We start from the raw sequence: 13,667 nt of genomic DNA on the forward strand, positions 1-13,667 counted from the left end.
TACCGAATTCAAACGGCGACGTCCAGTTCTGACGGAAAAGCAAGTGGAAAATCGCCGTTTCGTCAACAATATTTGACGACGGCGCTTTCTGTTACCTACTAATTCTAGAGTGCCGCCCTTCTGTCAACCCCCAAGTCTGGACGAAATCGCCAGTTGAGCGGCAGCCAGCCGAGCGACGGGCACCCGGAAGGGCGAACAGGACACATAGTCAAAGCCCAATTCCCGGCAAATGGCGATTGATTCGGGGTTACCGCCATGTTCGCCGCAGACTGACAATGTCACTTCTGGTTGTGCTTGCCTGCCGCGTTCAGCCCCCAGTTTAAGCAATTCGCCAACTCCGTCCGCATCCAACACATGAAACGGATCTTCGACAAAGACACCCTGCCGGACATAGGCCGACATGAACCGGCCGGCATCATCGCGGGACAGGCCATAGGTCATCTGCGTCAGGTCGTTTGTTCCGAAACTTAAAAACGCGGTTTGTGGCGCGATCTCGGCTGCCCGCAAACAGGCCCGAGGGGTTTCCACCATCACGCCTAGCCGATACTCAAATTCCTGCCCGCGTTCAGCGGCGACGGCCGCTGCCACGGAATCGATGCGCGCCTTGACCAGCTCGACCTCACGCTTGGCAGATACCAGCGGGATCATCACCTCGGGCACCACCGGCGCACCATCTTTGCTGGCTTCAAGCGTCGCCTCGAAAATCGCACGCGCCTGCATGTCGTATATTTCGGGAACCGTCACGCCCAGACGCACACCGCGCAAGCCGAGCATCGGGTTGTATTCGGTCATGGCGTCGACCCTGCGTTCGACATCTGAGACCGGCAGGTCCAGCGCTTCGGCAAGTTCGCGTTGGCCGGTGCGCGTTGTTGGCAGAAATTCATGCAACGGTGGATCGAACAGGCGGATACAGACAGGCTGCCCCTCCATGATCCGGAAAAGCTGCGCGAAGTCATCGCGTTGCATCGGCAACAAGCGTTCCAACACCGCTTCGCGACCGGATGAGGTCTGCGCAAAGATCATCTCGCGCATTACGATCAGGCGGCCAGGGTCAAAGAACATATGCTCGGTCCGGCACAACCCGATCCCTTGCGCCATGAAGTTCCGCGCTGTTTGTGCGTCTGCGGGAGTGTCCGCATTGGCGCGAATTGCAATGTCCCGCTCTGCGTCAGCCCAGCCCATCAGGGTCTGAAAACAATCATCCAGCGCGGCCTCGAGCATCGTCGGCTTCCCAGCCAACACCTGCCCCGAGCTGCCGTCGATGGTCAATGTGTCGCCTGTTTTGAATACCCGCCCGTCGGGAGCCATCAGCTGTTTTTTCTTTGTCTGAAACCGCATCTCGGACGCGCCGACGATACACGGCAGACCCAAACCCCGGCCAATAACGGCCGCGTGGCTGGTCATGCCGCCCTTTTCCGTCAGGACCGCCACGGCGGCGTGCATACCGCGCACATCTTCCGGAGAGGTCTCGCGACGCACCAGAATGCACGGCTCCCCCCGCGCAGCGCTGGCTTGTGCCTCGGCCGAGGTGAACACGATCTTACCGGTCGCAGCACCCGGACTGGCGGCAATTCCGGTGGTCAGGGTGTCCCGTTCCGCATCAGGGTGAACCTGCCGGTGCAACAGCTCGTTCAGGGAATGCGGATCAACCCGCATTACAGCCTCTTGCGGCGGGATGATCCCGTCTTCCGCAAGCCGTACGGCGATGCGCATCGCCGCGCGTGCGCTGCGTTGAACCCGCACGCCGTCTAAAATGTGAACGTGGCCGTTTTCGATCACGAACTCGACCTGCATTTCCTCGCGCAGCTTGACCCGCATCAGCGCCGCATGCGTTTTGAGGTCCGCAAAAGCCTTGGGCGCCACCTCCTCCAGAGACTTTCCGCGCGGGTCCTTTTCCAGGTACAGCGCCGCAACGCCTTCCCCCAGCGCATCCCGTCCCTGACTTTGGCTCAGATACCGGCCGGTTATCTGAGGCAATCCAGTGGTCGGATCAATCAGTTGCAGAACACCCGATCCGCATTCTCCCTGCCCTACACCGGGGATCATCTCTTGGATCACCAGACCGAGCCCAGCATCTGCTGGCGCACCCTTGGCCTGACGTAACAATCGGGCCGAGGTGCCCTCCCATGCGCGTGCCATCGAACGCAGCACGGCAATCAGCTGCTCTCCGCGATCCTGTGGAAAGGCTTCGTCCGTCTCGTCTTCATAAGCCCGCAGAGATTCCTGCAGCCCCTCACGGCCATCGGCGTCAATCTCGTCAAACACATCCGGGTCCAGCCGCGCAACATGAACGGCATAGCTTTGGACAAAGCGCAGATACAACGCAGCCGCGGCCTCAACCCCCATCGAATCCGACAGATCGACATAGCGCGCGTCATTCATACCTATGTTCAGGATGGCACCCGGGCCGCCCCAATCGGGATCTTCGGAACTGGGCCGGACACACAGCAGCGCGGTATGATCAAACTGCTCAAGAACAGCGGCCAAATCCGGCACCTGCCCGTCCGATATCTGATGCACCGCATCAAACGACAACGCGACCGTTCGTGGAACCGGCAGTTCCAGGCGAACCAGACGTTGCAGACACTTCGCCCGCCCGCCATGCGTGTTGGCGGCAACGGGCGCTTCGGACGTGATGAGTGTGGTATGCGGATTATTCTGCACTGCGGCACCTTTTGATTTCACCGCAGCATAAGCCCCTGCACCAATGGCGCAAGGGCGTTCTGGATCAGCCTTCGATGCGGCTCAGATCAGCAACACTGGAGCAGACCTGACGGATCTGGCTTAGCAGGTTCAGGCGGTTACGGCGCAGGATGTCGTTGTCGGTATTGACCTGAACATCCTCAAAAAACGCATCCACCGGGCCGCGCAGGTCGGCCATGGCCGACATCGCACTTGGGAAATCCTCAGCTTTCAGCGCCGGGTCGATCTTGGCCTTTGCAGCTTCCAACGCGCCGAACAGAGCCTTTTCGCTGTCGGTCTCCGCAAACTTGATATCTGCGCCATAGGAGTATTCGACCCCGTCCTTTTCCTCGGCCTGCGTCAGGATGTTATTGGCGCGCTTGAACCCCTGCACGAGGTTCTCACCATCCTCGGTCGCGATCACCGCGTTCAGAGCACGGGCACGTTTGACCAGCAGGTTGAGATCGTCATTGCCTTCCATTGCGATACAGGCATCGATGATGTCGTGGCGAATGCCCTCGTCACGGAGGAAGGTTTTGAGGCGGTCGTGAAAGAAAGAGAGCAGGTCCGCTGCTTTGGCGAAAGCCTCGCCTGCCAATGCGCCCACGTTTTCTTGAAACAATTCGAGGTTTTTCTCCTTGGCAGCGGCAAGCGCTTCACCAGCCTTTGGACCTTCCAATTCTTTGAGCTTGTCCAAAACCCCGCCCACCGGCTGACCTTCTCGTACTGCAGCAAACTTCAAGATTGGGTTGGCCAGCGCCAGCTTGAGCTCAATGGAGAGCTCATTCTCCAACACCAATCGAATAACCCCCAACGCTGCCCGGCGCAGAGCAAACGGGTCTTTCGATCCGGTCGGTTTCTCATCAATCGCCCAGAAGCCGGTCAGCGTATCTAGTTTGTCGGCCAAAGCCACAGCTACCGACAATGGTGCCGTCGGTACATCATCCGAGGGCCCAAGCGGCGAGTAGTGGTCCTGCGCTACGACGGATACGGCGGAGTCTTCACCGGCGGCCTCAATGTAATACCGGCCCATAAGCCCCTGAAGTTCAGGGAATTCATAGACCATCTCGGAACTCAGATCGGCTTTGGCCAGACGCGCGGCTTTCTCGGCCTGATCGGCATCTGCTCCGGTCACCGAGGCCAATTCGCGGGCCAGCGCGGCGATGCGGTCGATCCGCTCGGCTTGAGTTCCCAGCTTGTTGTGGAAGGTCACATTCTCCAGTGCGCGGGTCCATTGGGCGATGTCCGATTTGGCAACGCGCAGGTCGTTCTCCCAGAAGAACTTGGCATCGGCCAAACGCGCCGACAGAACCTTTTGGTTCCCCGCCAGAATGGTCGCGCCATTGTCGGTGGTTTCGCGGTTCGCAACCGTAATGAACCGCTCAATCCGGCCCGTCTTGGGGTTCTTCACGGAAAAGAATTTCTGATGCTCTTTCATCGAGGTCTGCAGAACCTCGGGTGGCAGTTCCAGAAATTCGTCGTCGATCTGCCCCATCAGGACAACCGGCCATTCGACCAAACCCGCGACTTCGGCCAGCAGACCCTTGTCGTCGACCACTTCCAGACCTGCGGCAAAGGCCATGTTCTGGGCATCGTTCCAGATATGCTCTGCGCGTTCTGCGGGCGAAAGTACCACAAACGCGCGTTTCAGTTTTGCGGCGTAATCCTCGAAGGACGAGACCGCAAAGCGACCCGGCGCCATGAAACGGTGACCTTCGGTGGTGTCGCCGGACGTGATGCCGTCGACCTCCAGCGGCACAATCTGCGCGCCGGTTTCATCGGTCAGAATGCACAGGATCGAATGCAACGGACGCACCCAGCGCAGACCGCCACTGCCCCAGCGCATGGATTTGGGCCATGGGAAATTGCGGATCGTCCCCTCAAGCACTTCGGCCACGATCTCGGCCGCAGGACGGCCCGGTTTTTCGATGGTGGCAAAATAGACCGCGCCTTTGGGTGTTTCGCGCTCTTCCAACTGATCGCGGGTCAGACCTGCGCCGCGCAGGAAGCCTTCGATGGCTTTGTCCGGCGCGCCAACCTTCGGACCCTTGCGTTCCTCGCGTATCATGGGGCTTTCCGTCAACAACCCTTCAACCGCCAGTGTCAGGCGGCGCGGCGTCGTCAAAGCCGCCGCAGAGGCATAGGTCAGACCGGCATCGACCAAACCATCGGTGATCCGCTTTTTCAGGTCTTCGCCTGCGCGGGTCTGCATACGCGCGGGGATTTCCTCGGAAAACAATTCGATCAGCAGGTCGGGCATATTCGATCCTTAGAAATTGACGATCGTCTGAATGACGATGGCATTAGCGATATCCACAAAGAATGCGGATACAAGGGGCAATACGATAAAAGCAATAGGCGATGGGCCATATCGCTTGGTGACGGCGGTCATATTTGCAATTGCAGTCGGGGTGGCGCCCAGGGCAAAGCCCCCGAAACCGGCGGCCAGAACGGCGCCGCGATAATTGCTGCCCATGACCGGAAACAGAACCCAGATTACGAAAGCTACGGTGAACAGGGTTTGCGCGGACATGATGACTACAATCGCCAGGCCCAATTCCGCGATAGTCCACAATTGAAGGCTCATCAGCGACATCGCCAGAAACGCGCCCAGCGAGAATTCCGAGATCAACGCCAGTGAGGGTGTACGGGCCACCGGTTTTGCATTTGGGGCCAGAAAGTCACGCAAGTTGGCAACAATGATCCCCATGATAAGGCACGGGACGAACAGAGGGAGCTTCAGACCGGCATCGTCGATCACTTGCCATAGCAAATAGCCGAACAGCATGGCGATGTTCAGATACAGCAGCACCCGCATGATCGTCAGGTGATCGATCTTTGTGGCTTTCTCGTTGCCACTATCCGGCAATCCAACCGTGTGTTCTTCGTCCGGGCGTGCGGGGGACAAGCCATACCCTTCGATCAGATACCGGGCCACCGGGCCACCAACCAGAGCGGCCAAGACCAGCCCCAGCGTGGCAACTGCGACGCCCAGCTCGGTCGCGCCGGTCAGGCCGGTGACTTCGGCCACTTCGGGAGCCCACGCAATTGCGGTTCCGTGCCCGCCGATCAATGCCGCCGAACCAAACAAAACGCCGGATTGCACCGGGTACCCAAACAGCGATGCCCCAGTTGCCCCAATAACATTTTGAACCACAATTGTGGTTAACGTCAGGATCAAAAGTAAGAACAAAGGCTTGCCGCCGGAAATCAAATCGGAAAACCGTGCGTTCAAACCAATGCCTGCAAAAAATACCACCAGCAGAAAGTCCCGTGCGTCCAGGCCGAAAGACAATTCCAGATCAAACAACAGATACAACAGCAACACCACGATCGAAGCGAGCAACCCTCCGGTCACTGGTTCGGGGATGTTGAACTGCCGCAGCGTAGGGACGCGGGTGTTGATCTCGGCCCCCGCCAGATAGACGGCAAATCCAAGCGTCACGGTCAGAAAATCGTCGATCTGAACGATATCGGTCAAATCGGACTCCTCAGCTCTCGGGACGCGGCGGGCATTCCTCGCCGATCACGGTGCCGTCATAGGCCTTTTCCCCGCAATTGTTCAGTGCGTGCCAGACATAGCCTTTGCCGTCCTTTGTAACCGCAACAATTCGGTCAACGCCAAAGTGGATGTTTTTTGCGCCCAGAAAGGCCTTGGCCTCGCCTGATTTCAGGGCATCCGCAACCGCCACGGCGTCAAAGCAATCGAACCATCCGGGCGCGGTCAGCGGCTCGGCATTCTCGACCGCGACATGGGTTTCCTCAATCTGCGCAAGCGTCATATCCGTTTCGAAACAGGCGCGGTAGCGGATGGGTGAGCTGTCCGCGTCAATCGCCTGAAACGCACTGTAGGATATAGGCGTGGGCGCCTCGGCCCCTTCTGTCATCAACATGACATCCTGCCCGGGCTTGGATTCCACGTCATAATAAAATCCGTAGATCTGCAGGTAATACATCCCAAAACCGGCTACTGCCGCCGAGATCAGCACTATGATCGCAAGCACTTTTCCTGTCATCGTCTTTTCCTTTTGCTCACGATGCCTCTTTCACGAACGGTGAAAATAGGACAAGTTCCAATTGATTACAGGCCGCAAAGAGACGTTTTAAATGGACAGCACCCTTGCCGTAGGATTCTTCGGAGCGCTTTTTGCGATCATGAATCCAATCACGAACCTGCCAGTGTTCCTTAGCGTCACCGACGGCCTTGCCCCGGCTGAGCAACGCAAAGTGGCTACAAAGACGGCGCTCTACTGCCTGATCCTCGGCGCATCGTTTGCGGCTGTAGGAAGTCAAACGCTCAGCCTGTTCGGCATCAGCGTCGATGACCTGCGTGTCGCGGGTGGTCTGGTCGTTCTGATGATTGGCCTGAACATGCTGAACGGAAAGCCCAGCACGTCGCATCACGGAACCGAGGGTGAAAGGCAATCCTATCCTGAACCGGACACGGTTGCCTTTTATCCGCTGGCATTTCCGATCCTTGTCGGGCCGGGCACAATTACCACGTTGATCCTGTATGCGAGCCACATCCATAAACCGGTAGATACCATTGTTTACGCTGGCGTTTTCCTGGCCGTCTTGCTGTTGCTGTTCGTGACATTCTGGAACGCCGCAGCCATTGCCAAACGTCTGTCTGACAATGCTCGTGTTATCATGAGCCGGTTCATGGGCATGATCCTGTCGGCCATCGCAATCAGCATGATCGCGGCTGGCCTTAAGGTTCTGCTGCCCGGACTGGCTTGAGCGGCGCATTAGGCCTGGAACCCGGCGGCCTCGGTCAGCAGGAATGCGTCTGCGCATTGCTTCGCCAAGGCCCGCACGCGGCCGATATAGGCCTGACGTTCGGTTACCGAGATCACGCCCCGCGCGTCCAGCAGGTTGAACACGTGACTGGCCTTGATGCATTGATCATAGGCCGGGTGCGCCATGATGATGCGCTTGCCGGTTTTTGGGTCGTCATGCTCTTGTGCCAGAATGGCGGCGCACTCAGCCTCGGCTTCTTCGAAGTGGCGCAACAACACTTCGGTGTTGGCCACGTCAAAGTTCCAGCGGGCGTATTCTTCTTCGGTCTGTTTGAAGATGTCGCCATAGGAAAGCGGGCTTGGTGACTGCGGATCGTTGAACGGCATGTCCATTACGTGGTCGATGCCAAGCACATACATCGCCAGACGCTCCAGACCATAGGTCAGCTCGCCCGAGACCGGCGCACAATCATGGCCACCGACCTGCTGGAAGTAAGTGAACTGGCTGACTTCCATGCCGTCGCACCAAACTTCCCAACCCAAGCCCCATGCGCCAAGGGTGGGGCTTTCCCAGTCGTCTTCGACAAACCGGATGTCATGCAGGTTCATGTCGATGCCAATCGCCTCAAGCGAGCCCAGATACAGGTCCTGCAAATCCGGCGGGCTGGGTTTGATCAGCACCTGATACTGATAGTAATGCTGCAACCGGTTGGGGTTCTCGCCATAGCGCCCGTCCGTCGGACGGCGCGAAGGCTGCACATAAGCTGCAGCCCAGGTTTTCGACCCCAACGCGCGCAAGGTGGTCGCCGGGTGGAACGTGCCTGCACCAACCTCCATGTCATAGGGCTGCAGAATGGCGCAGCCTTTTGAGGCCCAATAGGCCTGAAGCCGCAGGATAATCTCTTGAAATGAACGTGGTGCGCTGGACTGTTCGGTCATGACATTCCCTTTGGACGCCACTGCGCCCGGTTCCGTTGGGTTTTGTCCTTCCTATGCAAGGGGCCGTTGGGCGTCAACGGGCGGCAAAGCCTATGCTGTCACTGCGCAGCCACACTGGAAATTCCCCGTATTCCGGGCATGGCTTTCGGTACGTTGTTTCGCGTAGGGTCCGGCAAAGATAAAACACTGCGGACACGGGCAGACAATGACTCGCATATTCACGGCAATTTTGTTTCTTTTTCTCATCGGCGCGCGCGCTGTTTTTGCACAGCAGGACGCAGGCGTCTGGGTGCAGGTCGAAGCGCAGCCCTCGCTGCGCGAAGCGCAGGAACGTGCGCGGGCCTATGCCAGCACCCTGCCAGACGTAAACGGGTTTCGTTTGAACTCTGGCTGGTATGCCATTGTTATCGGGCCTTATTTGCGTAACGACGCGGAACAAGTTCTAAGCGTTTACCGCGCCGAGGGGCAAATCCCCGCGGACAGCTACATCGCGTTTTCTAGTGCACTGGGTCAACAATTCTGGCCGGTTGGCGAGAACATTCTGGACCGGGGCGTCGTGACGCCACCAGTTGAGCCCCAGCCGGAACAGCCGGTTGTTGGCGTAACACCGCAGGCCTCGGACGAGACACGCTCACAAGCGCTGCAAAGCGAACGTCTTCTAAGCACGCAGGAACGCATGAATTTGCAAACCGCTCTGCAGGCCGCAGGTTTTTACAATTCAACGATCGATGGCGCATTTGGCCAAGGCACGCGACGCTCCATGGGCGACTGGCAACGGTTCAATGGCTTTGAGGCTACCGGCGTTCTGACGACTGCGCAGCGTAAGGCGTTGATTGACGACTTTAACGCCCCCCTTCTGAGCGTTGGGATGGAGCGTTATTCCGACCCGCAGGCCGGTATCGATGTGGATCTGCCGCTGGGCGTCGTCGCATTCGACCGGTATGAGGCCCCGTTTGTTCACTTCAAAGGCACAACCGATCTGGACGCCAAGGCCCTGTTGATCAGTCAGAAGGGCGACAAGGCCACGCTGCGCGCCCTTTATGAGGTGCTGCAATCGCTGGAAATCGTTCCGCTCGATGGCCCACGGCAATTGCGCGGCGACAGCTTTACGCTGGAAGGGCGCGGCAATGGGATCGTGACCTATAGCGAGGCACGGCTGGACGATGGCCAGATCAAGGGCTTTACACTGGTTTGGCCAGAGGATGACGATGCCCGGCGCGCCAGAGTGCTGGCCGCAATGACGGCCAGCTTTACCGCAACTGGCGCAGTATTGGACGCCGCAGCGGGTGCCAATGCCGAGCAGCGGATCGATCTGGTGTCCGGGCTGCAAGTACGCACACCGCGCCTGTCCCGTTCGGGCTTCTTCGTTGATACCAGCGGCACGGTCCTGACCATTTTTGAGGCCGCTGACAGCTGCACACGCATTACGCTGGATGGCGATCAAGAGCTTCAGGTCGCCTTGTCAGATCCCGATCTGGGTGTGGCGGTTCTGCGCCCCAGCCGCAATCTGGTTCCGGTCAACGTGGCAGAGTTCAGCGCCGATGCCCCGCGTATCCAATCTGAGATCGCGGTGTCAGGATTCTCATATCAGGGCGCCTTGGGCGCACCGACGCTTACCTTTGGCCAGATCGCCGATGTGCGCGGCCTGAACGGAGAAGACGGCGTGAAACGTCTGGCATTGGCAGCCCAACCCGGCGATGCGGGCGGACCGGTATTTGACGGCAATGGCCAGGTTGTTGGCATGCTGCTGCCGACCCCGACCGAAGGACGCACCCTGCCCGCGTCCGTCAGCCTTGCTGCAACGGCAAACAGCCTGAACGAAGTTCTGGCCAAGGCCGGTGTCTCCGGTCAGTCGAGCCAGCCCACGGCGCAGATCTCACCCAATGAACTCAGCCGCCGGGCCACCGGCATGACTGTGTTGGTTCATTGCTGGGATTAAGAGCTATACCAAAACTAAAAAGCGCCGCTCTTTCGGGCGGCGCTTTTTTGTTGGCTAAAGGATATCCGGTGTGACCCGGATCAGTGTTGGAACTGGTGCGGCAAAGGCTGACCGAACCGCCTCTTGCATTTCGGGCAAGCTGGAGGGCCCTGACGACAACGCACCGAAGGCCTCGGCCAGTTTGCAGAAGTCCGGGTTGCGCGCCACGACCGCGTTCGGGGCGATCTGACCGCGGACCATGCTGTCTTCGATCTCTTTGAGCTTTCCGTTGTCCCAAAGAATAATCGGCAGAGACAGGCCCAGTTCGACTGCTGCCCCAAGCTCTTGCATTGTATAGTGAAAACCGTAGTCCCCGGCGATCACCGCTGTAGGCTTACCTCGGCGCGCCACGGCCCCGCCAATTCCGGCCGGCAGCCCATAACCAAGCGTGCCGAACCCGGTCGGATGGTGCCAGTGATAGGGATAGCCCATATCCCAAACCTCTTTGGCGACATATGCAAACTGGGTCATGTCAGAATAGATCATGGTGTCGCCTGGCATCGCCTCGCGCAGGGCATCCATCACCGGGACGATGCCCGGTCGCTCGGCATCCACTTCGGCGCGCCAACGGCGGCGCGCGTCGGCAACTTCTTCTTGCGCCCAGCCCGTTGCAGGTTTGACATGATCAATGGCGGCCCAAAGTGCATGGGCAAAGCTTTCCCCATCGGCCTGCAGCTTGATCGCTGCGCGATGGTGATCAGACAGAACCTTCGGGTCCACATCTATACGCACCAGATTGCCCGAGTGACCCAGTGTGTTTCGCCACAGGTCGACTTCGCCCAATTCCGCGCCCACGACAACCACAAGATCAGCCGAGGCAATGACATCGGCGCTGCCCGGTCGTGGCAACATAGCTCCGTAGTCCAAGGCATAGCCCAACCCCGCCATTCCGCGCCCGGCATACGTGGTGAAACAGGCTGCGCCCAACTGCGTCAGGATTTGCCGCCACAGATTCGACCGCGCGCCACCACCCAGAATAAACAACGGGCGTCGTGCTATGTTCAGCATGGACATTACCGGAGCCAAGTCCGGCGGCAGAACTTTTGAACGCAAACCAGGTTGGTTGGGAAATGGTGCGGGATCTGCATCGGCCTCAAGCTGTGCAATCGGCACTTGGATGTGCTTTGGGCGCGGACGGTTTAGTTCGAACTCTTCAAACGCCCGCTCGACCAGATTGTAGGCTGCCTGCGCCGTATTGGCCTGATGCGACCAGTCAGTCACGGTTTCAGCCGCAGCGCGCTGGTCTTTCATCTGGTGCAACTGCCCGTGCACGCCTTGCGTTTCATCAAGGCACGAGGACATCACCAGCATTGGAACCGAGTCCGTATAGGCTTGCCCCATCGGTGTCATGATGTTGCACAACCCCGGTCCGGTGATGACATATGCAACACCCGGCTTGCCGGTCGCACGGGCATAGCCGTCGGCCATGAACCCTGCTCCCTGCTCGTGCCGGGCCAGCACATGGGTGATTCCGGCCTCTTCGATCCCGCGATACATTTCCTGATTGTGCACGCCGGGAATACCAAAGATCACATCCACTCCGCGATCCCGCAGCATATGCGAAATCTGCGCACCAAGGGGTCTTTTCATCAATTCCTCCAGAACTGGACAGTGAAGAGTGCGTAAACAGCCAAAAGCTCAAGTCGTCCCACCAGCATACCGATTGACAGCAGCCATTTCGCGGTGTCGCTGAGCCCTGCAAAGTTGCCAGCCGGTCCGATCTGGTCCCCCAGTCCCGGCCCTACATTGGCCAGCGCTGTGGCTGCCCCGGAGACGGCAGTTATGAAATCCAATCCCGTCAGTGCCAGCGCCCAGGCCAGCACGCCCAACGAAAGCACAAAAAACATAAAGAAGCTCATTACCGAGGTCAGGACGTCCGGACCAATCGAACGGCCATCATATTGCGGCTTAAAAACACCATGAGGTGAGCGGATGCGGCGGATCTGGGTCTTGATCGAAGCAAACAGCAATTGATACCGGAAGATCTTGATGGAACAGGCGGTTGAACCCGCGCAGCCGCCAATCAGACCGATCAGGAAGAACATCATGATCGGGAAACTGCCCCAGCCCATGTAATCGACGCTGGCATACCCGGTACCCGAAATGATCGAGGTGATGTTGAACAGGGATTCTCGAACAGCTTGTTCCCAGTGATGCGGGAACACCGATGTCAGAAAGACTGCCATAATGACCACCAGCACCAGAATGGTCGCCAGAAAGGTCCGTATCTGGCTGTCGCGGAAAATGGACCTCGTATTGCCATTGGCGAACTGGACGTAGCGCACGAAAGGCAGTGCAGCGAGGATCATGAAGACAGCGGCCGCATATTCTGCAGGGCCGGAAAACGTGCCAAAGGACGCGTCATAATTTGAAAACCCGCCCGTTGAGATCGTCGTCAGCGCGTGCACCACGGCATCAAAAAAGTCCATCCCTAGACCAGCATAGACCAGCGCGCAAACAATCGTCAGAAAGACATAGATCAGGGAAATCTGGCCCGCGATCTCTTGCGCACGCGGCAGAATTTTCCCCATGGTTTCAAATCCTTCCGAGCGGAAGATCTGCATACCCCCGACGCGAAGTTCGGGCAGGAACACCATGGCCACGACGATAATGCCGATGCCGCCCAGCCATTGCAGCAGCCCACGCCACAGCAACAAACCCTGCGGCAGGTTATCGAGGCCGGAAATCACGGTCGAGCCCGTCGTCGTTAGGCCCGACATCGCCTCGAAATACGCATCGACAAAGCGCAGTTCGGTCTCGCCGAACAGAAACGGGATGGCGCCAAAAAACGGCAGTGCGACCCAGACCCCTGTGGTCAGCAAAAAGGTCTGACGGATCGTCAGACCTTCGCCCACCCCGTTCGAGCAGCTCATCGCCAGAATGACGCCGGTCAGAATTGTGATGACGCCGCTTTCTAAAAAAACGTGCCATTCGCCCCGGCCTTCGATGAAGTCCGCAAGCATAGGCAGCAGCATGGTCGCCCCAAGAATGGCGACCAATAGGCCAATCACATATCCAACCGGGCGCATATCCGTCATGAGGCGCAGCGTTGGCGCGCCTGCACGACTGTGTCAAGCCGGTGTCGGGTTTTACCCGTCCGTTTTGCGTGCCGTTGTTGGCATCGCGGGCGGATTAGACGGCGCACGCGGGCGACGCGCCGGAGCTGTCTGTGCCACCTCGGGCTTTGCAGCATCGGCTTTTGCAGGCGCAGGCTGCGCCGCGACCGGCTTGGCCGGTGCAGGTTGAGCTGCGGCTGGCTTGGGTGCGGTTGGTTTGGCCGGGGTCTTTGGCGCTGTGGTGTTCGCTGCCACAGGTTTCGGCTTGGCAAC

The 13,667-nt window shown here is 58.7% G+C and carries 9 protein-coding genes and 1 pseudogene; 2 read left to right on the forward strand and 8 right to left on the reverse strand.

Annotation, left to right across the window (positions count from 1 at the left end):
• Window positions 1-123 precede the first annotated feature (123 nt).
• The 4 genes from DS906_RS04855 to DS906_RS04870 are packed head-to-tail and all read right to left on the reverse strand — an operon-like array spanning window position 124 to window position 6,698.
• Window positions 124-2,685, reverse strand: coding sequence for a putative PEP-binding protein (locus DS906_RS04855; RefSeq protein WP_113789076.1), 2,562 nt, complete (start codon window positions 2,683-2,685; stop codon window positions 124-126).
• A gap of 43 nt (window positions 2,686-2,728) precedes the next feature.
• Complete coding sequence (gene glyS / locus DS906_RS04860; protein WP_113789077.1) at window positions 2,729-4,942, reverse strand: glycine--tRNA ligase subunit beta; 2,214 nt, start codon at window positions 4,940-4,942, stop codon at window positions 2,729-2,731.
• Window positions 4,943-4,951: 9 nt separating this feature from the next.
• The gene (gene gltS / locus DS906_RS04865) at window positions 4,952-6,163 is read right to left on the reverse strand and encodes a sodium/glutamate symporter (RefSeq protein ID WP_113789078.1); all 1,212 of its coding nucleotides are present in this window, start codon (window positions 6,161-6,163) and stop codon (window positions 4,952-4,954) included.
• A gap of 10 nt (window positions 6,164-6,173) precedes the next feature.
• On the reverse strand, window positions 6,174-6,698 hold the full coding sequence (locus DS906_RS04870; protein ID WP_113789079.1) for a DUF6446 family protein: 525 nt from the start codon (window positions 6,696-6,698) through the stop codon (window positions 6,174-6,176).
• A gap of 91 nt (window positions 6,699-6,789) precedes the next feature.
• Here DS906_RS04870 and DS906_RS04875 point away from each other — a divergent pair, with 91 nt between their 5' ends.
• Complete coding sequence (locus tag DS906_RS04875; RefSeq protein ID WP_113789080.1) at window positions 6,790-7,422, forward strand: MarC family protein; 633 nt, start codon at window positions 6,790-6,792, stop codon at window positions 7,420-7,422.
• A gap of 8 nt (window positions 7,423-7,430) precedes the next feature.
• Here the strand turns inward: DS906_RS04875 and DS906_RS04880 are convergent, their stop codons facing one another.
• Window positions 7,431-8,360, reverse strand: a complete 930-nt coding sequence (locus DS906_RS04880) for a glycine--tRNA ligase subunit alpha (RefSeq protein WP_113789081.1) — start codon at window positions 8,358-8,360, stop codon at window positions 7,431-7,433.
• A 205-nt stretch (window positions 8,361-8,565) separates the two neighbouring features.
• On the opposite strand from DS906_RS04880, the gene DS906_RS04885 reads away from it, so the two are divergent.
• Window positions 8,566-10,299 carry a serine protease gene (locus tag DS906_RS04885; protein WP_113789082.1) on the forward strand — a complete coding sequence of 578 codons (1,734 nt, stop codon included), beginning with the start codon at window positions 8,566-8,568 and terminating at the stop codon, window positions 10,297-10,299.
• Window positions 10,300-10,353: 54 nt separating this feature from the next.
• On the opposite strand, the gene DS906_RS04890 is transcribed toward DS906_RS04885, so the two are convergent.
• The 3 genes and pseudogenes from DS906_RS04890 to DS906_RS22435 all read right to left on the reverse strand — a co-directional run.
• Window positions 10,354-11,928, reverse strand: a complete 1,575-nt coding sequence (locus DS906_RS04890) for a thiamine pyrophosphate-binding protein (protein WP_113789083.1) — start codon at window positions 11,926-11,928, stop codon at window positions 10,354-10,356.
• The gene (locus tag DS906_RS04895; protein ID WP_113789084.1) at window positions 11,928-13,376 is read right to left on the reverse strand and encodes a TrkH family potassium uptake protein; all 1,449 of its coding nucleotides are present in this window, start codon (window positions 13,374-13,376) and stop codon (window positions 11,928-11,930) included. Before DS906_RS04895 ends, DS906_RS04890 begins: the two co-directional genes overlap by 1 nt.
• Window positions 13,377-13,427: 51 nt before the next feature.
• Window positions 13,428-13,667 (reverse strand): annotated as a pseudogene (locus DS906_RS22435) (hypothetical protein); the annotation flags it as partial.

Origin of the sequence: Ruegeria sp. A3M17 (assembly GCF_003318255.1) — a bacterium.
Taxonomy (GTDB): Bacteria; Pseudomonadota; Alphaproteobacteria; order Rhodobacterales; family Rhodobacteraceae; genus Ruegeria.

Coding starts and splice junctions, on each gene's coding strand:
- DS906_RS04895 (WP_113789084.1), bottom strand. CDS start 13,376: ATGACGGATATGCGCCCGGTTGGATATGTGATTGGCCTATTGGTCGCC.
- DS906_RS04885 (WP_113789082.1), top strand. CDS start 8,566: ATGACTCGCATATTCACGGCAATTTTGTTTCTTTTTCTCATCGGCGCG.
- glyS (WP_113789077.1), bottom strand. CDS start 4,942: ATGCCCGACCTGCTGATCGAATTGTTTTCCGAGGAAATCCCCGCGCGT.
- DS906_RS04870 (WP_113789079.1), bottom strand. CDS start 6,698: ATGACAGGAAAAGTGCTTGCGATCATAGTGCTGATCTCGGCGGCAGTA.
- DS906_RS04880 (WP_113789081.1), bottom strand. CDS start 8,360: ATGACCGAACAGTCCAGCGCACCACGTTCATTTCAAGAGATTATCCTG.
- DS906_RS04890 (WP_113789083.1), bottom strand. CDS start 11,928: ATGAAAAGACCCCTTGGTGCGCAGATTTCGCATATGCTGCGGGATCGC.
- DS906_RS04875 (WP_113789080.1), top strand. CDS start 6,790: ATGGACAGCACCCTTGCCGTAGGATTCTTCGGAGCGCTTTTTGCGATC.